Here is a 19346-nt window from a genome sequence, read left to right as displayed (position 1 = left end):
CGGCGGCCCGGGTTCCGTTGTGACGGAGGCCGGGTTGGAGGGCCCCGCTGCGGCGGGGTACAGTGAACGACGGCGTTCGCGCCGCCCTGTCGTCGTGCTGTGGCCGCACGACCCAGGGCGCCCTCGCGAGGACGTCCGTGCACCATCTGTTCCACAAACCACCACCGTCGCGCCGGGTCCCGGCGTGGGCGGAGACCGAGTCAGGGAGGCCGTGTAGGGCATGGCGAAGAAGGACGGGGCCATCGAGGTCGAGGGTCGCGTCGTCGAGCCGCTGCCCAACGCGATGTTCCGGGTGGAGCTGCAGAACGGGCACCGGGTGCTCGCCCACATCAGCGGCAAGATGCGGCAGCACTACATCCGCATCCTGCCCGAGGACCGAGTGGTCGTGGAGCTCTCGCCCTACGACCTGACCCGCGGTCGCATCGTCTACCGGTACAAGTAACCGCCGCGTCGCGGCGCCCGATCCCGGGCGGGCCGCGACCGGCTCACGATCGACAGGAATGAGGGGCGGCACCGGTGAAGGTCCAGCCGTCGGTGAAGAAGATCTGCGACAAGTGCAAGGTGATCCGCCGGCACGGCCGGGTCATGGTCATCTGCGACAACGCCCGCCACAAGCAGCGGCAGGGCTGAGGGAGTACCTGAGACATGGCACGACTGGCCGGCGTCGACCTGCCCCGCGAGAAGCGGATGGAGATCGCGCTCACCTACATCTACGGCATCGGCAAGGCCCACGCCAAGGAGACCCTGGCCGCGACGGGCGTCAGCCCCGACCTGCGCGCCAAGGACCTCAGCGACGAGGACCTGCTGAAGCTGCGCGACTACATCGACGAGCACTTCCGCGTCGAGGGTGACCTGCGCCGCGAGGTGGCCGCCGACATCCGTCGCAAGGTGGAGATCGGGTGCTACCAGGGGCTGCGTCACCGCCGTGGGCTCCCCGTCCACGGGCAGCGCACCCGCACGAACGCGCGCTCGAGCAAGGGCCCGCGCAAGACCATCGCCGGCAAGAAGAAGGCCGGCAAGAAGTAAGCCACGCAGCGCGCGCCGTCGCGGCGACCCGTGAGGGCGGGAGCGACGGCGCGCTGCGTGTGCCGCATCTGGCCACTGAAAAGCTGAAGGAAACCGGAGAGACATGCCTCCCAGGGCTCGCGCCGCGGCTGGTGCCAAGAAGGTCCGCCGCAAGGAGAAGAAGAACGTCGCCCACGGTGCCGCGCACATCAAGAGCACCTTCAACAACACGATCGTGTCGATCACGGACCCCAACGGGAACGTGATCAGCTGGGCCTCCGCCGGGCACGTCGGGTTCAAGGGCTCCCGCAAGTCCACGCCGTTCGCCGCGCAGATGGCCGCCGAGAACGCCGCGCGCAAGGCGCAGGAGCACGGCATGCGCAAGGTCGACGTCTTCGTGAAGGGCCCTGGCTCCGGCCGGGAGACCGCGATCCGCTCCCTGCAGGCCACCGGCCTCGAGGTGGGTCAGATCCAGGACGTGACGCCGCAGCCGCACAACGGCTGCCGCCCCAAGAAGCGCCGCCGGGTCTGACCGGCCACTCACGAGACTGACGAGGAGTACCTGACGTGGCCCGTTACACCGGAGCCGACTGCCGCATGTGCCGGCGCGAGAAGATGAAGCTGTTCCTCAAGGGCAGCAAGTGCGAGTCCCCGAAGTGCCCGATCGAGATTCGGCCCTACCCGCCGGGCGAGCACGGTCGCGGCCGCAGCAAGGACAGCGAGTACCTCCTGCAGCTGCGGGAGAAGCAGAAGGCCCGCCGCATCTACGGCGTCCTCGAGAAGCAGTTCCGCGGCTACTACGAGGAGGCGAACAAGAAGTCGGGCAAGACCGGTGAGGTCCTGCTGCAGATCCTCGAGTCGCGCCTGGACAACGTGGTCTACCGGGCCGGCTTCGCCGAGTCCCGCGACATGGCCCGCCAGCTGGTGCGCCACGGCCACATCCGGGTGAACGGCCGCAAGGTCGACATCCCGTCGTTCCGGGTCAGCGCCAACGACATCATCGAGGTGGCGGAGAAGTCCCGCACCATGATGCCGTTCGAGGTCGCCCAGGCCCGCGCCGGCGAGCGCCCCGTGCCGCCGTGGCTGGAGGTCATCAGCAACCAGCTGCGCGTGCTCGTGCACAGCGTGCCGGCCCGCCAGGTGATCGACACCCCCGTGCAGGAGCAGCTGATCGTCGAGCTCTACTCCAAGTAGGTCGAAGGACCCCGTCCTCCTCACCCCTCGCACGCTCGGGGCGAGCCTCGGGACGGGGCCACGGCTCCGGCGGGCGGACCGATGTCCGCCGGAGCCAGCACCACCCCCTCACGGCGTCATATGGCGGTCGCCGGAGGACACGAAGGAGAACGACCGTGCTCATCGCACAGCGCCCCACCCTGACCGAGGAGACGATCACCGAGCAGCGCTCGCGGTTCGTCATCGAGCCGCTCGAGCCGGGCTTCGGCTACACCCTCGGCAACTCCCTGCGTCGCACCCTGCTGTCGTCGATCCCCGGAGCCGCTGTCACCAGCATCCGGATCGAGGGCACCCTGCACGAGTTCACCACCGTGCCGGGCGTCAAGGAGGACGTCACCGAGATCATCCTCAACCTCAAGGGCCTCGTGGTCAGCTCCGACTCGGACGAGCCGGTGACCATGTACCTGCGCAAGCAGGGCCCCGGTGAGGTCACCGCCGCGGACATCGCGCCGCCGGCCGGTGTCGAGGTGCACAACCCCGAGCTGCACATCGCGACCCTGAACGGCAAGGGCCGGCTGGAGATCGAGCTGGTCGTCGAGCGGGGCCGCGGCTACGTGCCGGCGCCGCAGAACAAGCAGCCCGGCCAGGAGATCGGCCGCATCCCGGTCGACTCGATCTACTCGCCGGTCCTCAAGGTGACCTACGCGGTCGAGGCGACCCGCGTCGAGCAGCGGACCGACTTCGACCGCCTGGTCGTGGACGTCGAGACCAAGCCGTCGATCGCCCCGCGCGACGCCATCGCCAGCGCCGGCTCCACGCTGGTCGAGCTGTTCGGCCTGCTGCGCGAGCTGAACCTGGACGCCGAGGGCATCGAGGTCGGGCCCAGCCCGGCCGAGGCCGCGGACATCGCGAACTTCTCGATGCCGATCGAGGACATGGACCTCACCGTCCGGTCCTACAACTGCCTCAAGCGCGAGGGCGTGCACACCGTCGGTGAGCTCGTCACCCGCTCCGAGGCCGACCTGCTCGACATCCGCAACTTCGGTGCGAAGTCGATCGACGAGGTCAAGATGAAGCTGGCGGCCATGGGCCTGGCGCTCAAGGACAGCCCGCCCGGGTTCATCCCCAGCTCCATCGAGAGCTACGACGAGGGGTACGAGACCGACGCGTACCAGACCACCGGGTACGCCGACGGCGCCGACTACGGCGACGCCGCGTACCAGGAGACCGAGCAGCTCTGAGCACTCCGGCGCCGGACGGCGGGACACCCCGCCGTCCGGCGCCGTCTCGGGAGCCGCCACACTGGTTCCCGAGGCACCCCAGCGCAGCCACCCTCCGCCCGAGCGGGCGAGGTGAGGCGACGACAGCAGCACGGATGCAGCCGGCACGCCCGCCCGGCCGCCTGAGGAAGGACCGACATGCCCACCCCCACCAAGGGCCCCCGTCTCGGCGGTTCCCCGTCGCACGAGCGGCTGATGCTGGCGAACCTGGCCACCTCGCTGTTCGAGCACGGCCGGATCACCACCACCGAGGCGAAGGCCAAGCGGCTGCGCCCGCTGGCCGAGAAGCTGGTGACCTTCGCCAAGCGCGGTGACCTGCACGCCCGTCGCCAGGTCATGACGACGATCCGGGACAAGGACGTCGTCCACCACCTGTTCGCCGAGATCGGGCCCCGCTACGAGAACCGGCCCGGTGGCTACACCCGGATCACCAAGGTCGGCCCGCGTAAGGGCGACAACGCCCCCATGGCGGTCATCGAGCTGGTGGAGGCCCTGACCGTCGGCCAGCAGGCCGTCGGCGAGGCCGAGCGCGCCCGCGGCACCCGCTTCGCGTCCGGCGCCGGCGCGGCCGCCGCCAGCGGCGAGGTCACCGCGGACGCCCTCGAGACCACCGCGCCGGCCGAGGCCGACGCCGACGCCCCGGCCGACGTCGACCCGTCGGACGAGACCGCGGACGTCGTGGACGAGACGGCCGCCGAGACCGCCGACGCCACGGAGGCGGGCGCCGAGGCGGCCGACGAGCCGGCCGAGGGCAACGACCCGGACGCGGACGGCGCCAGGTGACCGAGCCGGGCAGCCCCGGCGCCTCCGGCGTCCCCGTCGGCGGGGGCGACCAGGGGGCCACCGTCGAGGGCGAGACCACCGGGCCCGGCGGCGACACCTCGCCCGCGGTGACCGCATCCGACCCCGCCCACCCCACGGTCGACCCCGAGGCCCAGGAGGTCGTCACCGACCTCTACAACCCCGACGGCGAGCGCCAGGACACCGCCGCGGTGGAGGGCGAGCCGCACCGGCAGAACGTCGCCGTCGTCGACGACCCCACGCTCTCCCCGGAGGTCGCCGACGCGGCCGCCGCTGAGATCGAGGCCGCCGAGCTCGGTGACGCCGCCACCGCGAGCCAGCAGTACGAGGGCGGCGACTCCGCCCCCGACCCGCAGTGACGCCCTGAGCGCCCAGCACGCCGACGAGCCCGCCACCGGAACCGGTGGCGGGCTCGTCCGTCTCCGGTTCGACATCGCCTACGACGGGACCGCGCTGCACGGCTGGGCCCGCCAGCCCGTGGCGCACGGGCGCACCGTGCAGGCCGACCTCGAGGAGGGGCTGGCGCGGGTGCTGCGCCGCCCCGTGTCGCTGACCGTCGCCGGCCGCACCGACGCCGGCGTGCACGCCACCGGGCAGGTCGCCCACGCCGACGTCCCGCGCGAGGCGTGGGAGGAGCAGCACGCGAAGCTGGTCCGCCGGCTGCGCGGCGTGCTGCCCGCCGACATCGCCGTGACCGCGGTCCGCGAGGTCCCCGCCGCCTTCGACGCCCGCTTCGGCGCCCTGGCCCGCCACTACGTCTACCGGCTCGCCGACGCCGACGCCGGGCCGCCCCCGCTGCGCCGCGCCGACACGGTCGGCTGGCCCCGCCGGCTGGACGCCGAGGCGATGGACGCCGCCGCCCGGCTGCTGGTCGGCATGCGCGACTTCGCCGCCTTCTGCCGCCGCCGGGAGGGCGCCACGACCATCCGCACGCTGCTCGAGCTCCGCGCCGAGCGCGACGGCGACCTGGTGCAGGTGTTCGCCACGGCGGACGCGTTCTGCCACTCGATGGTGCGCAGCCTGGTCGGCGCGCTGACGGCGGTGGGGGAGGGGCGGCGCCCGCCGGAGTGGCCGGCCGGCCTGCTGTCGGCGCGGGAGCGCTCCAGCGAGGTGCCGGTCGTCCCGCCCGGCGGGCTCACCCTCGTGGCGGTCGACTACCCGCCCGACGAGGAGCTGGCCGCCCGCGCCGAGCGGACGCGCGCGCTCAGGACGAGCTGACCGCCTCGGCGACCGGCGTCGGTCCGGACACCAGCTCCAGCACGGCGCCGTCGCGCGGGGCGTCGAGCAGGGCGGCCAGGACCGCGGCGACGTCGTCCCGCGGCACCGAGCCCCGGTCCACCGAGGGCGCCAGGGTGACCCGCCCGGTGCCGGGCTCGTCGGTCAGCCCGCCGGGTCGCAGGACGGTGACCGCCAGCGCCGGGCGCGCCAGGACGGTCTCCTCGGCGGCCAGCTTCGCCCGCAGGTAGGCGGTGAAGACCTCGTCCACCCCCTCGGGCGTCGCCCCGCCGGCCACCCGGTCGACCCCCATGGACGAGACGAGCAGGTAGCGACGCACCCCGGCCCGCTCCGCGGCGTCGGCGAGCAGCACCGCGGCGGCCCGGTCGACGGTGTCCTTGCGGGGGATGCCGCTGCCCGGGCCGGCGCCGGCCGCGAAGACGACGGCGTCGGCGCCCCGGACGACCGCGGCCACGTCGTCGACGGAGGCGGACTCGAGGTCCAGCACCGCCGGCTCGACGCCGTCGGCGCGGAGGTCCCCGGCGTGGGCCGCGTTGCGGACGATCCCGACGACGGTGTCCCCGCGGGCCGACAGCAGCCGGCCGAGGCGGCGGGCGACCTGACCGTGGGCACCGGCGACGACGACGCGCATGCCCGGGCCCCTACCCGTGCGGCCGCGGGCTCACCCCGCCGGCACCTGACCCGCCGCGGCGGCCCGGGCCCGGGCCAGGTCGGCGGGGGTGTCGCAGTCGGTCCACGGGGCCGGCCGGCCGGGGGCCACCTCGGGGCGCCAGCGGGTGACGGTCAGCGGGGCCAGCACCCGGCGCACCGGCGCGTGGGCGGCCGCCCCGGCGAGCGCGGCCCGCAGCGCCGCCGTCCGCCAGACGCCGAGCAGCAGCTGGTCGCGGCCGGCGCCGTCGACGACCAGGACGCCGTCCCCGGTCAGCCGCTCCCGCAGCCCCGCCACGACCGCCCCGGTGAGGAACGGCAGGTCGCCGGCCAGCACCGCGACCACGTCGGCGTCCACCCGCGCCAGGCCGGCGCGCATCGCCGCGACCGGGCCGCCGCCCGGCGGGTCCTCCCGGAGGACGACGACGGCGTCGGGCACCGGCTGCGGCGGCCCGACCACCACCCGCGGCGCGGCGTCGGCGACCGCGGCGAGGACGGCGGCGAGCATGGAGCGCCCGCCGACGGACAGCTGCGGCTTGGCCTGGCCGCCCAGCCGGGCCGCGCGGCCGCCGGCGAGGACGACGGCGGCGTAGGGCGGCAGCGGGGGCACGGGACGACCGTAGGACGCGCGGAGCGCCGCGGCGTGGGTACCGTCGCCGGACGTGGGACGAGTCACGAGCCGGACGCCGGTGCTGCGGATCCGCGGGGAGCACCGCACGACCCGGCCGGACACCGTGGCGGCCGAGGAGCCGCTGGAGATCCGGCTGTCGGGCACCCCGCTGGCGGTCACCATGCGCACGCCCGGCGACGACTTCGACCTGGTGCACGGCTTCCTCGCCACCGAGGGCGTCATCGCCTCCGAGGCCGACGTCCTGGCGCTGCGCTACTGCGACTCCGTGGACGCCGACGGGCGCAACACCTACAACGTCGTCGACGTGGACCTGGCGCCGGGCGTCGAGGCGCCGGACACCGCGCTGGACCGCAACTTCCTGACCTCGAGCTCCTGCGGCGTCTGCGGCAAGGCGAGCATCGAGGCGATCCGGACCCGGACCCGGCACGACGTCGCCGGGGACCCGGCCCGGCTGCCGCTGGCCACCCTGCTGGCGCTGCCCGACCGGCTGCGCGCCGCCCAGCAGGTGTTCGACAAGACCGGCGGCCTGCACGCGGCGGGGCTGTTCACCGCCGACGGCGAGCTGGTCGCGCTGCGGGAGGACGTCGGCCGGCACAACGCCGTGGACAAGGTGGTGGGCGACGCCGTCCGCACCGGGCGGCTGCCGCTGGCCGGGCACGTGCTGGTGGTCAGCGGCCGGGCCAGCTTCGAGCTGACCCAGAAGGCGGCGATGGCCGGCATCCCGGTGCTGGCGGCGGTGTCGGCGCCGTCGTCCCTGGCGGTGGAGCTGGCCGAGGACGCCGGCATCACCCTGGTCGGCTTCCTCCGCGGCGACGGCTGCAACGTCTACACGCGGACCGAGCGCATCACCGGGGTGTGAACTCGTCACGACGAGTGGGGGCCGGAGGCCTCCGCGAGGAGTGACGGAGGGGGCTCAGCGCAACAGGGGACGGCACCTGGCCGCGGTGTCGCCCGGAGGGCGACGTCAGGCAGGGGACGGCACCTGGCCGCGGTGCGACGCGGAGCGCCGCAGTGTCATCGACGTCAGGCGTGGTCGCCGCCGCGGAGCTGGCTGACGACGTGGGGGAGCAGCGGCCCGAGGACGGCGAGGCCGTCGCGCACGCCGCCGGTGGAGCCGGGCAGGTTGACGATCAGCGTCCGCCCGGCGGTGCCGGCCAGGCCGCGGGAGAGCACCGCGGTGGGCACCTGCGGCGCGCCGTAGCGGCGGACCGCGTCGGCGATCCCCGGCGCCTCGCGCTCCAGCACGTCGCGGGTGGCCTCGGGGGTGACGTCGGTGGGGGAGAGGCCGGTGCCGCCGGTGGTGAGGACGACGTCCGCGCCCGACGCCACCGCCTCGCGCAGCACCCCCGCGAGCGCCGCCCGGTCGTCGGGCAGCACGTGCGGGCCCTCGACGGCGAAGCCCAGCCCGCGCAGCCCCTCGGCCAGCACCTGCCCGCTGCGGTCCTCGTAGACCCCCGCCGACGCCCGGTTGGACGCGGTGACCACCACCGCCCGCGCCCCCTCCGGCAGCGGCGTCACCGCCGCCACTCCCCGCTCTTGCCGCCGGACTTGGCCAGCAGCCGCACGTCGGTGATCGAGGCCCGCGGGTCCACCGCCTTCACCATGTCGATCATGGTCAGCCCGGCGACCGCGACGGAGGTGAGCGCCTCCATCTCCACGCCGGTGCGGTCGGCGGTGCGCGCGGTGGCGGTGATCTCGACGGCGTCGTCGGTGACCTCGAGCTCGACGGTCACGCCGTGCAGCGCGATCGGGTGGCACAGCGGGACCAGGTCCGGCGTCCGCTTGGCCCCGGCGATGCCGGCGATCCGCGCCACCGCCACGGCGTCGCCCTTGGGCACGCCCTCGCCGCGCAGCAGCGCGACCACCTCGGGGCTGACCAGGACCCGGCCGGCGGCGGTGGCCTCCCGGGCGGTCACCGCCTTCGCCGAGACGTCCACCATCCGGGCGGCGCCGGACTCGTCGACGTGCGTCAGTCGCTGCTCTGTCACTGGAGGGCTCCCTCGATCAGCACGACGTCCACGGAGGCGCCGGCGGGCAGTTCGGTGACGTCCTCGGGGACGACGACCAGGCAGTTGGCGCGCGCGAGGTGGGCGACGAGGTGGGAGCCGGGCCCGCCGACCTGGGAGACCCGCCCGCCGTCGTAGCGGCCGCGCAGGAACTGGCGGCGGCCGGGCGGGGAGCGCAGCGGGTCGGTGAGCACGGCGGGTGCGTGCAGCCGGTCGGGCGTGGCGTGGCCGAGCGCCCGGCGCAGCGCGGGCCGGACGAACACCTCGAACGAGACGAACGAGCTCACCGGGTTGCCGGGCAGCGTCACGACCGGGACGCCGTCCACCGTGCCCGCGCCTTGCGGCCCGCCGGGCTGCATGCCGACCTTGACGAACTCGACGGTGCCCAGCGCGGCGAAGGCGTCCTTGACCACCTCGTAGGCGCCCGCGCTCACCCCGCCGCTGGTGATCAGGAGGTCGGCCGTGGCCAGCTCGGCGCGGACGGCGGTGAGGAACTGGTCGACGTCGTCGGGCACGAAGTGCAGCGTCCGGGCGGTCCCGCCGGCGTCCACCACGGCGGCGGCCAGCAGCGCCGAGTTGGACTCGTAGATCTGCCCGGGCAGCAGCTCCGCGCCGGGCTCGACCAGCTCGCTGCCGGTGGACAGGACGAGCACGCGCGGCCGCCGGGCGACGGGCACCTCGCGGTACCCGACCGCGGCGGCCAGGCCCAGCTGCGCCGCACCCAGCGGCGTGCCGGCGGGCAGCGCGACGCTGCTGGCGGCGATGTCCTCGCCGGCCCGGCGCAGGTGGGTGCCGGCGGCGGGGCAGTCGCGGATCTCCACGACGTCGGTGCGGGCGTCGGTGAGCTCCACCGGCACCACCACGTCCGCGCCGTCCGGCAGCGGCGCCCCGGTCATGACCCGCTGGACCGTGCCCGGCGCCAGGGGGCGGACGTCGGTGCGGCCGGCCGGGACGTCGTCGGCCACCGGCAGCCGTGCGGGCAGCTGCGCCAGCTCGGCGGCGCGGGCGGCGTAGCCGTCCATCGCCGAGTTGTCGAAGCCGGGCAGCGCCACCAGCGCGGGCAGGTCCGCGGCCAGCACCCGGCCGTGCGCCTGCGCCAGCGGCACCCGCTCGGCCGTCATCGCCGGCAGCAGGCCGCCGACCACTGCCCGGTGTTCCTCGACCGTTCGCACCCCGCCATCCTGGCCGACGGACCGCCGCTAGCCTCTATCCGCCCTGGCAGACGCGGAAGGAGACGGTGGATGGCCGAGTTCGAGGGGATGCTGGCGGCGAACGAGCGGTGGGCGGAGACCTTCGTCGGCGCCCTGCCCGTCGCCCCGGCGCGCAAGGTGGCGGTCGTGGCCTGCATGGACTCCCGGATGCCGCTGTTCCCGCTCCTGGGCCTGGCCGTCGGCGACGCGCACGTCATCCGCAACGCGGGCGGCGTCATCACCGACGACACCATCCGGTCGCTGACGATCTCCCAGCACGTCCTGGGCACCCGGGAGATCGTGCTGGTGCACCACACCGACTGCGGCCTGCAGAAGACCGACGACGCGTCCTTCGCCGACCTCGTCGAGCAGGCCACCGGCCACCGGCCGCCGTGGCCGGCGCGCACCTTCACCGACGTGGACGAGGACGTGCGGGAGTCCATCCGGCTGCTCCGGGAGAGCCCGTACCTGCTGTCCAAGGAGATCCGCGGCACCGTCTACGACGTCACCACCGGCCGCCTGCGCCAGGTCGAGGCGTGACCCGCCGCCGGCGGTCCCTGGCCGCGGGCCTGCTGCTGGCCGCCCTCGCCGGGTGCACCAGCACCGTGGAGGGCTCGGCGGCTCCCGCGAGCACCGCCGCGCCGTCGACCAGCTCGAGCGCGCCGGAGACCACCGAGCCGCCCGAGCCGGACATCGACGTCACCCCGCCGCCGGCGCCGGGCGTGGGCCTGCTCCTGGAGGCGCACCGGATCGCCTCGGTCACCGCGCTGGTGCAGACGAGCTTCCCCGACCGCACCGAGACCTGCTTCCCCTCGGGGCCCGCCACCTCGGCCGCGGGGCTGGAGGCCGGCTACTTCGTGGCCGACTCGGCGGCGCCGATCCTGGAGCGCTGGGGCTTCGTGACCGCCTGGGGGCAGTGCAACCAGACCGCCGACGGCACCTACGCCACGCTCACCCTCGCCATGGAGCTGTCCGACCCGGAGTCGGCCGCCCAGGCGGCCGAGGAGCTGGTCGAGGCGCAGGCGATCAACGGCTTCGAGCCGGTCGACGTGGACGTCGACGGCGGGGCGCTGCTGCTGCAGGACGGCTCCGACGCCACCGTCCAGGCCTTCGTGCCTGTCGGCCGGATGGTCGCCTACGTCTACCACGAGGGCCCCGCCGCCTCCGCCGGCGACGACATCACCCGCGTGCTGGGCGACCAGGTGACCCTGCTCGAGGGCTTCACGCCGACCCCGCAGGCCGACGTCCCCTCCCTGCCGACCGACCCCGACGGCCTGCAGTCGATGACGCTGGACCCGCCGGGGGACTTCAACGACTTCTCCGGCCCGTACGACTTCGAGGGTTACCTGCGGATCGCGATCGACCCGGCGCGCGAGCGCGACCTGCTCGGCGCCAACGGGTTCTCCGGCTTCTACGCCAAGCAGTCCGAGGAGGGCAGCACGCTCTACGCCGTCGCGGTCTACCGGTTCGGTACCGTCGACCAGACCAACGCCGTCTACAACGGGTTCCGCGAGCTGGAGACCACCGCGTTCGGCGGCACCCCGTTCGTGCTGCCGGCCATCCCGGAGGCCCCCTGCTTCGTCTTCGACACCGGGGACGGCGCGTTCTACCAGCGCTGCTACGTCGGCTTCCGGACCTTCCTGGCCAGCGTCGACGTCGGCGGGCTGGCGGCCCCGGACGACCACACCCGGATGAACGAGCTGCTGCCGGCCCAGCGGGACCTGATCGACGGATGAGGAAGGACCCCTCGCCCCCCGCCGCTCGCAGGCTCGCGGCGGGGCCCGGCGAGGGGGCCGTCCCAGGAGCCGGCGGCGGGCGGAGCCTCCGTTCCGTCAGCTGGTATCGTCGTCGGCTGGTGCGCGGCCGCCGGCTGGTGCGCGCGCGCCGTTTCCGTCTCCCGTGCTCGGTGAGGCGATCCCACCAGCCATCCCGACGACGACGGAGGACACGAGCGCCGTGCGCACGTACACCCCCAAGCCCGGAGAGGTCTCCCGGGCCTGGCACGTCATCGACGCCACCGACGTGGTGCTCGGTCGACTCGCCAGCCAGACCGCGATCCTGCTCCGCGGCAAGCACAAGCCCCAGTACGCCCCGCACGTCGACGTCGGTGACTTCGTCGTCATCGTGAACGCCGGCAAGGTGGCCCTGACCGGCTCCAAGCGCGACGAGAAGATGGCCTACCGCCACTCCGGCTACCCGGGCGGCCTCAAGGCGATCCCGGTCGGCCAGCAGCTGCGCACGCACCCCGACCGCGTCATCGAGCGCGCGATCAAGGGCATGCTCCCGCACAACAGCCTGGGCCGTCAGATGCTCAAGAAGCTGAAGGTGTACGCCGGGCCCGAGCACCCGCACGCCGCGCAGCAGCCCCAGACCTACGAGATCAAGCAGGTGGCCCAGTGACCAGCTCGCTGACCGTGACCGACGCCGAGGGGCGTCCCGTCCAGACCGTCGGCCGGCGCAAGGAGGCCGTCGTCCGCGTGCGGCTGCTGCCCGGCACCGGCCAGTTCAAGCTCAACGGCCGCACCCTCGAGGAGTACTTCCCGAACAAGGTGCACCAGCAGCTCATCCGTGAGCCGTTCGTGACGCTGGAGAAGGCCGAGCAGTACGACGTCGTGGGCCTGCTCAAGGGCGGCGGCGTCACCGGGCAGGCCGGCGCGCTGCGCCTGGCCATCGCCCGCGCCCTGATCCAGGTCGAGGCCGAGGACCGCCCGGCCCTGAAGAAGGCCGGCTTCCTCACCCGCGACGCGCGGGTCAAGGAGCGCAAGAAGTACGGCCTCAAGAAGGCCCGCAAGGCGCCGCAGTACAGCAAGCGCTGACCCAGGCGACGTCGATCCCATGGGGGGGAGACTCTTCGGGACCGACGGCGTCCGGGGTCGGGCCAACGACGACCTCACGCCGGAGTTGGCCCTGGCGGTGGCACGCGCCGCCGCAGGAGTGCTCGCCGACCGCGACGGGACCACGCGTCCCGTCGCGGTCGTCGGGCGCGACCCCCGCGCCAGCGGGGAGATGCTCGAGGCCGCGGTCGTGGCCGGCCTCTCGAGCGCGGGCGCCGAGGTGCTGCGCGTGGGCGTGCTGCCCACGCCCGCCGTCGCCTTCCTGACCGCGGACACCGGCGCCGACCTCGGCGTCATGATCTCCGCGAGCCACAACCCGATGCCCGACAACGGCATCAAGCTGTTCAGCCGCGGCGGGCACAAGCTCCCCGACGCCGTCGAGGCGGCGATCGAGCACACGGTCACCACGCAGCGCCGCCGCACCGACGGGCACCGGCCCGTCGGCGCCGGGATCGGCCGGGTGCGCGACCTCACCGACGGCCCGGCGCGCTACGCCGCGCACCTGCTCGGCACCGTCGACCAGCCGCTGGCCGGGCTCACGCTCGTCGTGGACTGCGCGCACGGCGCCGCCGCCGGCGTCGGCCCCGAGGTCTACCGCCGGGCGGGCGCCACGGTGCACGTCATCGGCGGCGAGCCCGACGGCTGGAACATCAACGACGGGATCGGCTCCACCCACCTCGGCCCGCTCACCGAGGCCGTGCGGGCGTTCGACGCCGACCTCGGCATCGCCCACGACGGCGACGCCGACCGCTGCCTGGCCGTCGCCGCCGACGGCAGCCTCGTGGACGGCGACGCGATCCTCGCCGTGTGCGCGCTGGGGCTCAAGGAGCGCGGCCGGCTGCGCCAGGACACCGTCGTCGCGACGGTCATGAGCAACCTCGGCTTCCACCACACGATGCGCAAGGCCGGGATCGCCGTGCAGACCACCGCCGTCGGCGACCGCTACGTGCTCGAGGCGCTGCGCCGCGGCGAGCTCAGCCTCGGCGGCGAGCAGAGCGGCCACCTGGTCTTCCTCGACCACGCGACCACCGGCGACGGGCTGCTCACCGGCCTGTCCCTGCTGGGCCGGATGCGCACCACCGGCGCCTCGCTGGCCGAGCTGGCCTCGGTCGTGGAGCGGCTGCCGCAGGTGCTGGTCAACGTGCCGGTGCGCGACCGGATCGCCGTCGTGGAGAGCGAGGCCGTCGCCAAGGCGGTCAACGCCGTCGAGGCGGAGCTCGGCGAGGACGGCCGGGTGCTGCTGCGGCCCTCGGGCACCGAGCAGCTCGTCCGCGTGATGGTCGAGGCGCCCACCCAGGAGCAGGCCGACGACGTCGCCCACCGCCTCGCCGAGGTCGTCGCCGCCGTCGGCTGACCGCACGGGGGCGCCCGCGTGATCCCCCTCTCCCGGGTGGGGCGGCGCGGTGTCACGGGACGGAGCGGTCCCCTTCCCCCGGTACCGTGGGGCGAATGTGCGGCATCGTGGGTTACGTCGGCCCGCAGGACGCCCTGGACGTCGTCCTGGAGGGCCTGCGCCGGCTGGAGTACCGGGGGTACGACTCGGCGGGCGTGGCCGTCCGGGTGGGGGACGGCGCGAGCGGTGAGCTCGCGGCGGCCAAGAAGGCCGGCAAGCTGGCCAACCTGGAGAAGGTGCTGGCCGACGCGCCGCTGCCGCCCTCCACCATCGGCATCGGGCACACCCGCTGGGCGACCCACGGCGGCCCGACCGACCGCAACGCCCACCCGCACCTGTCGGCCGACGGCCGGGTGGCGGTGATCCACAACGGCATCATCGAGAACTTCGCGGCGCTGCGGGCGCAGTGCCAGGAGCGCGGCGTCGAGTTCTCCTCCGACACCGACACCGAGGTCGCGGCCCACCTGCTGGCCGCCGCCTACGACGAGCTCCCCGCCGGGCCGGACCGCCTCGCCGAGGCCATGCGCGCGGTCTGCCGCCGGCTGGAGGGGGCGTTCACCCTCGTCGCCACCCACGCCGACGAGCCCGACACCCTGGTCGCCGCCCGCCGCAACAGCCCGCTGGTGGTGGGCGTCGGAGAGGCCGCGGACGGGACCCCCGAGTACTTCCTCGGCTCCGACGTCGCCGCGTTCATCGCACACACCCGCGAGGCCCGGGAGCTCGGCCAGGACCAGGTCGTGGAGATCGACCGCACCCGCGGGCTGACGGTCACCGACTTCTCCGGCGCCCCGGCCGAGCCCACGGCGTACACCGTCGACTGGGACGCCGCCGCCGCCGAGAAGGGCGGCTACGACTGGTTCATGCTCAAGGAGATCGCCGAGCAGCCGCGGGCCGTCGCCGACACCCTGCTGGGCCGGCTCGGCGAGACCGGCCAGCTGGTGCTCGACGAGGTGCGGCTGTCCGACCAGGACCTGCGCGACATCGACAAGGTGTTCGTCGTGGCGTGCGGCACCGCCTACCACGCCGGCCTGATCGCCAAGTACGCGATCGAGCACTGGACCCGGATCCCGGTCGAGGTCGAGGTGGCCAGCGAGTTCCGCTACCGCGACCCGGTGCTGGACCGCTCGACGCTGGTCGTCGTCATCAGCCAGTCCGGCGAGACGATGGACACCCTGATGGCGCTGCGGCACGCGAAGGACCAGAAGGCCCGCGTGCTGGCCATCTGCAACGCCAACGGCTCGACGATCCCGCGGGAGTCCGACGCCGTCCTCTACACCCACGCCGGCCCCGAGGTCGCCGTCGCCTCGACCAAGGGCTTCACCACCCAGGTCGTGGCCTGCTACCTGGTCGGGCTGTTCCTCGCCCAGGTGCGCGGGATCAAGTTCGAGGACGAGGTCGCCGCGATCGTGGAGGACCTGCGCGGCCTGCCGGACAAGGTCGCCGAGGTGCTCGAGCAGATGGAGCCGGTGCGCGAGCTCGGCCGCTCGCTGGCCGACGCGAACACCATCCTGTTCCTCGGCCGGCACGTCGCCTTCCCGGTGGCGCTGGAGGGCGCGCTCAAGCTCAAGGAGCTGGCCTACATCCACGCCGAGGGCTTCGCCGCCGGCGAGCTCAAGCACGGGCCGATCGCGCTGATCGACGAGGGGACGCCGGTGGTCGTCGTCGTCCCGTCGCCGCGCAGCCGGGAGTCGGTGCACGGCAAGGTCGTCTCCAACATCCAGGAGGTCCGGGCCCGCGGGGCGCGCACCATCGTGATCGCCGAGGAGGGCGACGAGGACGTCGTCCCCTACGCCGACCACGTGATCCGGGTGCCGCGCACGCCCACCCTGCTGGCGCCGGTGGTCACCACCGTGCCGCTGCAGGTGCTGGCCTGCGAGATCGCCGACACCCGCGGATACGACGTCGACCAGCCGCGCAACCTGGCCAAGTCCGTCACCGTCGAGTGAGCCCGCCCGCGGCCGGGATCAGCTGACCCGATCGTGGGGGGGGGGGGCGCCCCCCCCCCCCCCCCCGGGGGCCCCCCGCCGCCGCGGGGGGCGGCGCCCCCCCACCCCCCGCCCCCCCCCCCCGCCCCCCGCGGGGGGGGGCGGGGGGCGGGGGGGGGGGGGGGGGGGGGGGGGGGGGGGGGGGGGGGGGCGGGGGGGGGGGGGCCGCGGCGGGGGGCCCCCCCCCCCCTCGACGTGCTAGCGGCGCAGACCCAGCCGCTCGATGAGCGAGCGGTAGCGGTTGATGTCGGTCTTCGCCAGGTAGTTCAGCAGCCGGCGGCGACGGCCGACCAGCAGGAGCAGGCCCCGCCGGCTGTGGTGGTCGTGCTTGTGCTGCTTGAGGTGCTCGGTGAGGTCGCTGATCCGACGCGTGAGCATCGCGACCTGCACCTCGGGGGAGCCGGTGTCGTTCTCGACCGTGGCGTACTCGGTCATGATCTGCTTCTTGGTCGCGCTCTCGAGCGCCATGCGGTCGCCTCCCGGCGGGCAGGTGTGCGCCCCCGGTCTGCATCACGGGGGCAGGTGGACACACGGTCAGGTCCCAGACCTGACAGCTCATCGTACGCGGTCGGGTGGACCGGGGTGTCAGAGCCCCAGGAGGGCGCGGGCCTCGACCAGGTCCTGGTCCATCTGCGCGATGAGGTCCGGCATCCCCGTGAAGCGCACCTGGCCGCGCAGCCGGGCGGTGAACTCGACGCCGCAGTGCTCGCCGTAGAGGTCACCGTCCCAGTCGATGAGGTGGGCCTCCACGGTGCGGCGCGTGCCGTCGAAGGTGGGGTTGGTGCCGACGGAGATCGCGGCCGGGAACCGGGCGCCGCTGGCGCCCTCGACGTCGCGCAGCACGAAGTGCCCGACGTAGACGCCGTCGGCCGGGATGGCGGTGTACGGCGGGCTCTCGACGTTCGCCGTCGGGTAGCCCATCTGCCGGCCGCGGCGGTGCCCGCGGACGACGACGCCGTCCACCCGGTGCGGCCGGCCCAGCGCGGCGGCGGCCGAGCGCATGTCCCCGGCGGCGACGCAGGCCCGCACGTAGGTGGAGGAGATGGTCAGCTCGTCGGCCTCCTCGGCGAGGCTGGCCAGCCCCACGCCCTCGACCGAGAAGCCGAACCGGCGGCCCTCGGCGGTGAGCGTCGCGACGGTGCCGGCGGCCCGGTGGCCGTAGGTGAAGTTCTCCCCCACCACCACGTGCGAGGCGTGCAGCGTGGAGGCGAGCACCGTGTGGGTGAACGACTCCGGGGACAGCCGCATGAGGTCGGGGGTGAACGGCAGGACGCACATCGCGTCGACGCCCAGCCCCTCGACCAGCTCGGCCTTGCGGTCCAGCGAGGTGAGGATCGCCGGGTGCGAGCCCGGCCGCACGACCTCGGCCGGGTGCGGGTCGAAGGTCAGCAGCAGGCAGGGCCGGCCCAGGGAGCGGGCGCGGGCCACCGCGGCCCCGATCAGCTTCTGGTGCCCGCGGTGCACGCCGTCGTACATGCCGACGGTGACGACGGTGCGCCCGAGGTCACCCGGGACGGCCTCCAGGCCGCGCCAGCGCAGCACGCTCAGGCGACCCGGTGCAGCCAGCCGTGGGTGTCGGGCACCCGGCCGTGCTGCACGTCGAGCAGGTGCTCCCGCAGTCGCATGGTCAGCGGCCCCGGCGCCCCGTCGCCGACGGTGAAGTCGCCGGTCCGGGCCTTCACCTCGCCGACGGGCGTGATGACCGCGGCCGTGCCGCAGGCGAAGGTCTCGGTGACGGTGCCGTCGGCGACCCCCGCCCGCCACTCCTCGACGCTGAACTTGCGCTCGGTGACCCGGTGGCCGAGCTCCCGGGCCACGGTGATCAGCGAGTCGCGGGTGATGCCGGGCAGCAGGGTGCCGGTGAGCTCGGGGGTGACCAGCTCGGCGTCGTCCCCGGAGCCGAGGACGAAGAACAGGTTCATCCCGCCCATCTCCTCGACGTACCGCTTGTCGTGCGCGTCGAGCCAGACGACCTGGTCGCAGCCGGCGTCGATGGCCTGCTCCTGGGCGAGCAGGCTGGCGGCGTAGTTGCCGGCGCACTTGACGTCGCCGGTGCCGCCCGGCGCGGCCCGGATGTAGTCCTCGGAGAGGTAGACCGACACCGGGTGCACGCCGCGCGGGAAGTAGGCGCCGGCCGGGCTGGCGATGACCAGGAACAGGTACTCGTGCGCCGGCCGCACGCCGAGGAACGGCTCGGTGGCCAGCTGGTACGGGCGCAGGTAGAGGGTCTGGTCCGGGCCGGTGGGCACCCACTCGCGGTCGGCGTCGACGAGCGCGTCGACGGCGGAGAGGAACGCCTCCTCCGGCACCGGCGGCATGGCCAGGCGGCGGGCGCTGCGGGCGAAGCGCGCGGCGTTGGCCTCCGGCCGGAACGTGGCGACGCTGCCGTCGGGCTGCGCGTAGGCCTTGAGCCCCTCGAAGATCGACTGCGCGTAGTGCAGCGCGGCGGTCGCCGGGTCGACCTGCAGCGGCGCGTAGGAGGTCAGCCGGGCGTCGTACCAGCCCTCGCCGACGCGGTAGCGGGCCACGAACATCGAGTCGGTGAAGTAGCGACCGAAGCCCGGGTCGTCCAGCAGCTGCTGGCGCTCGGCGGCGGGGCGACGCCGGGGCTCCTCCACGACGACCGGTACGCCCTCGGTGAAGACCCGGGGGGAGGTACGGCTGTCGGCGAGGGTGTCGGTCATGGCTCCCACCTGCGTGTCGGGCGGTCCGCCGGTGCTGCGGACCGCCCGCTCACAGTAGTCCCGCCGCCGGGAGCCGCCGACGTCCGCCCGCGGCTCCCGGCGGGGCTCAGGCCTGGTTCTCCTGGTTCGCCTTCGGCCCGGCGTTCTCGATCACCTCGTAGGACCACAGGTGGGACGACTGCGCGGCCGCCGGGGCGAGCGTGTCCCCGCCGCCGGAGTGCGCGCGGTCGAAGTCCTGGCTGGACTGCCAGGCCTCGTAGGCCGCCTCGCTCTCCCACCGGGTGTAGACCAGGTACTGGTCGGTGCCCTCCAGCGGGCGCAGCAGCTCGAACCACTCGAAGCCGGGGGTGCTCTCGACCGCGCCGGCCCGTCCGCGGAAGCGCTCCTCGAAGCGCTCCTGCCGCTCCTCGGGCACGGTGATCGCGTTGATCTTGACGACGCTCATGCGGGTGCCTCTTCCCCGGCCCGGCCAGGACCAAC

Annotated in this window: 25 protein-coding genes; 16 read left to right on the top strand and 9 right to left on the bottom strand. The window is 74.5% G+C overall.

Features of this window, described 5'->3' with window-relative positions:
- The first annotated feature begins 220 nt into the window (after positions 1-220).
- The 9 genes from infA (at position 221) to truA (ending at position 5477) form a co-directional block, all read left to right on the top strand.
- Positions 221-442, top strand: a complete 222-nt coding sequence (gene infA, locus ACI79F_RS01290) for a translation initiation factor IF-1 (RefSeq protein WP_012950459.1) — start codon at positions 221-223, stop codon at positions 440-442.
- Positions 443-516: 74 nt separating this feature from the next.
- The gene (gene rpmJ / locus ACI79F_RS01285; protein ID WP_012950458.1) at positions 517-630 is read left to right on the top strand and encodes a 50S ribosomal protein L36; all 114 of its coding nucleotides are present in this window, start codon (positions 517-519) and stop codon (positions 628-630) included.
- Between the two features lie 15 nt (positions 631-645).
- Positions 646-1026 carry a 30S ribosomal protein S13 gene (rpsM, locus tag ACI79F_RS01280; RefSeq protein ID WP_456546202.1) on the top strand — a complete coding sequence of 127 codons (381 nt, stop codon included), beginning with the start codon at positions 646-648 and terminating at the stop codon, positions 1024-1026.
- A gap of 103 nt (positions 1027-1129) precedes the next feature.
- On the top strand, positions 1130-1537 hold the full coding sequence (rpsK, locus tag ACI79F_RS01275; protein WP_014377968.1) for a 30S ribosomal protein S11: 408 nt from the start codon (positions 1130-1132) through the stop codon (positions 1535-1537).
- 35 nt (positions 1538-1572) lie between these two features.
- The gene (rpsD, locus tag ACI79F_RS01270) at positions 1573-2199 is read left to right on the top strand and encodes a 30S ribosomal protein S4 (RefSeq protein ID WP_456546201.1); all 627 of its coding nucleotides are present in this window, start codon (positions 1573-1575) and stop codon (positions 2197-2199) included.
- Between the two features lie 155 nt (positions 2200-2354).
- Complete coding sequence (locus tag ACI79F_RS01265) at positions 2355-3419, top strand: DNA-directed RNA polymerase subunit alpha (protein ID WP_456546200.1); 1065 nt, start codon at positions 2355-2357, stop codon at positions 3417-3419.
- Between the two features lie 177 nt (positions 3420-3596).
- Complete coding sequence (gene rplQ, locus ACI79F_RS01260) at positions 3597-4241, top strand: 50S ribosomal protein L17 (protein ID WP_456546199.1); 645 nt, start codon at positions 3597-3599, stop codon at positions 4239-4241.
- The gene (locus ACI79F_RS01255) at positions 4238-4618 is read left to right on the top strand and encodes a hypothetical protein (RefSeq protein ID WP_456546198.1); all 381 of its coding nucleotides are present in this window, start codon (positions 4238-4240) and stop codon (positions 4616-4618) included. The genes rplQ and ACI79F_RS01255 overlap by 4 nt, the downstream gene beginning before the upstream one ends.
- A 4-nt stretch (positions 4619-4622) precedes the next feature.
- Positions 4623-5477, top strand: coding sequence for a tRNA pseudouridine(38-40) synthase TruA (truA, locus tag ACI79F_RS01250; RefSeq protein ID WP_456546273.1), 855 nt, complete (start codon positions 4623-4625; stop codon positions 5475-5477).
- Here truA and ACI79F_RS01245 read toward each other — a convergent pair.
- Together ACI79F_RS01245 and mobA are read right to left on the bottom strand one after the other, a co-directional pair.
- On the bottom strand, positions 5464-6126 hold the full coding sequence (locus tag ACI79F_RS01245; protein WP_456546197.1) for an NAD(P)H-binding protein: 663 nt from the start codon (positions 6124-6126) through the stop codon (positions 5464-5466). The genes truA and ACI79F_RS01245 overlap by 14 nt on opposite strands.
- A gap of 30 nt (positions 6127-6156) precedes the next feature.
- On the bottom strand, positions 6157-6753 hold the full coding sequence (gene mobA / locus ACI79F_RS01240) for a molybdenum cofactor guanylyltransferase (RefSeq protein ID WP_456546196.1): 597 nt from the start codon (positions 6751-6753) through the stop codon (positions 6157-6159).
- Between the two features lie 52 nt (positions 6754-6805).
- Here mobA and fdhD point away from each other — a divergent pair, with 52 nt between their 5' ends.
- Positions 6806-7633: a formate dehydrogenase accessory sulfurtransferase FdhD gene (gene fdhD / locus ACI79F_RS01235; RefSeq protein ID WP_456546195.1), complete on the top strand. Its 828-nt coding sequence runs from the start codon at positions 6806-6808 to the stop codon at positions 7631-7633.
- 164 nt (positions 7634-7797) lie between these two features.
- On the opposite strand, the gene ACI79F_RS01230 is transcribed toward fdhD, so the two are convergent.
- The 3 genes from ACI79F_RS01230 to moeA are packed head-to-tail and all read right to left on the bottom strand — an operon-like array spanning position 7798 to position 9952.
- Positions 7798-8292, bottom strand: a complete 495-nt coding sequence (locus tag ACI79F_RS01230; protein WP_456546194.1) for a MogA/MoaB family molybdenum cofactor biosynthesis protein — start codon at positions 8290-8292, stop codon at positions 7798-7800.
- Positions 8289-8762, bottom strand: coding sequence for a cyclic pyranopterin monophosphate synthase MoaC (gene moaC / locus ACI79F_RS01225; RefSeq protein WP_456546193.1), 474 nt, complete (start codon positions 8760-8762; stop codon positions 8289-8291). The genes ACI79F_RS01230 and moaC overlap by 4 nt, the downstream gene beginning before the upstream one ends.
- Entirely contained in the window at positions 8759-9952 is a 1194-nt protein-coding gene (gene moeA / locus ACI79F_RS01220) for a molybdopterin molybdotransferase MoeA (RefSeq protein ID WP_456546192.1), read from the bottom strand. The genes moaC and moeA overlap by 4 nt, the downstream gene beginning before the upstream one ends.
- A 69-nt stretch (positions 9953-10021) precedes the next feature.
- Between moeA and ACI79F_RS01215 the strand changes: the two genes are divergently transcribed.
- The 6 genes from ACI79F_RS01215 to glmS all read left to right on the top strand — a co-directional run bounded on the left by ACI79F_RS01215 (position 10022) and on the right by glmS (position 16143).
- Positions 10022-10510 carry a beta-class carbonic anhydrase gene (locus ACI79F_RS01215; protein ID WP_456546191.1) on the top strand — a complete coding sequence of 163 codons (489 nt, stop codon included), beginning with the start codon at positions 10022-10024 and terminating at the stop codon, positions 10508-10510.
- Entirely contained in the window at positions 10507-11706 is a 1200-nt protein-coding gene (locus ACI79F_RS01210; RefSeq protein WP_456546190.1) for a DUF7373 family lipoprotein, read from the top strand. Before ACI79F_RS01215 ends, ACI79F_RS01210 begins: the two co-directional genes overlap by 4 nt.
- Positions 11707-11926: 220 nt before the next feature.
- Positions 11927-12370: a 50S ribosomal protein L13 gene (rplM, locus tag ACI79F_RS01205; RefSeq protein WP_456546189.1), complete on the top strand. Its 444-nt coding sequence runs from the start codon at positions 11927-11929 to the stop codon at positions 12368-12370.
- Positions 12367-12786, top strand: a complete 420-nt coding sequence (gene rpsI / locus ACI79F_RS01200; RefSeq protein ID WP_456546188.1) for a 30S ribosomal protein S9 — start codon at positions 12367-12369, stop codon at positions 12784-12786. Before rplM ends, rpsI begins: the two co-directional genes overlap by 4 nt.
- A gap of 19 nt (positions 12787-12805) precedes the next feature.
- Positions 12806-14158, top strand: coding sequence for a phosphoglucosamine mutase (glmM, locus tag ACI79F_RS01195; protein ID WP_456546187.1), 1353 nt, complete (start codon positions 12806-12808; stop codon positions 14156-14158).
- Positions 14159-14253: 95 nt separating this feature from the next.
- Complete coding sequence (gene glmS, locus ACI79F_RS01190; protein WP_456546186.1) at positions 14254-16143, top strand: glutamine--fructose-6-phosphate transaminase (isomerizing); 1890 nt, start codon at positions 14254-14256, stop codon at positions 16141-16143.
- Between the two features lie 237 nt (positions 16144-16380).
- Here the strand turns inward: glmS and rpsO are convergent, their stop codons facing one another.
- The 4 genes from rpsO to ACI79F_RS01170 all read right to left on the bottom strand — a co-directional run bounded on the left by rpsO (position 16381) and on the right by ACI79F_RS01170 (position 19311).
- Positions 16381-16650, bottom strand: a complete 270-nt coding sequence (gene rpsO, locus ACI79F_RS01185) for a 30S ribosomal protein S15 (RefSeq protein WP_014742314.1) — start codon at positions 16648-16650, stop codon at positions 16381-16383.
- A 117-nt stretch (positions 16651-16767) separates the two neighbouring features.
- Positions 16768-17724, bottom strand: coding sequence for a bifunctional riboflavin kinase/FAD synthetase (locus ACI79F_RS01180; protein ID WP_456543626.1), 957 nt, complete (start codon positions 17722-17724; stop codon positions 16768-16770).
- Positions 17725-17726: 2 nt separating this feature from the next.
- The gene (locus ACI79F_RS01175; protein WP_456543627.1) at positions 17727-18866 is read right to left on the bottom strand and encodes a branched-chain amino acid aminotransferase; all 1140 of its coding nucleotides are present in this window, start codon (positions 18864-18866) and stop codon (positions 17727-17729) included.
- Between the two features lie 106 nt (positions 18867-18972).
- Complete coding sequence (locus tag ACI79F_RS01170; RefSeq protein WP_456543628.1) at positions 18973-19311, bottom strand: antibiotic biosynthesis monooxygenase family protein; 339 nt, start codon at positions 19309-19311, stop codon at positions 18973-18975.
- Between the last annotated feature and the right edge of the window lie 35 nt (positions 19312-19346).

This window comes from Blastococcus sp. SYSU D00868 (assembly GCF_054050575.1).
The sequence above is the reverse complement of the archived record's forward strand: the minus strand, read 5'-3'. Positions and strand labels throughout refer to the sequence as shown.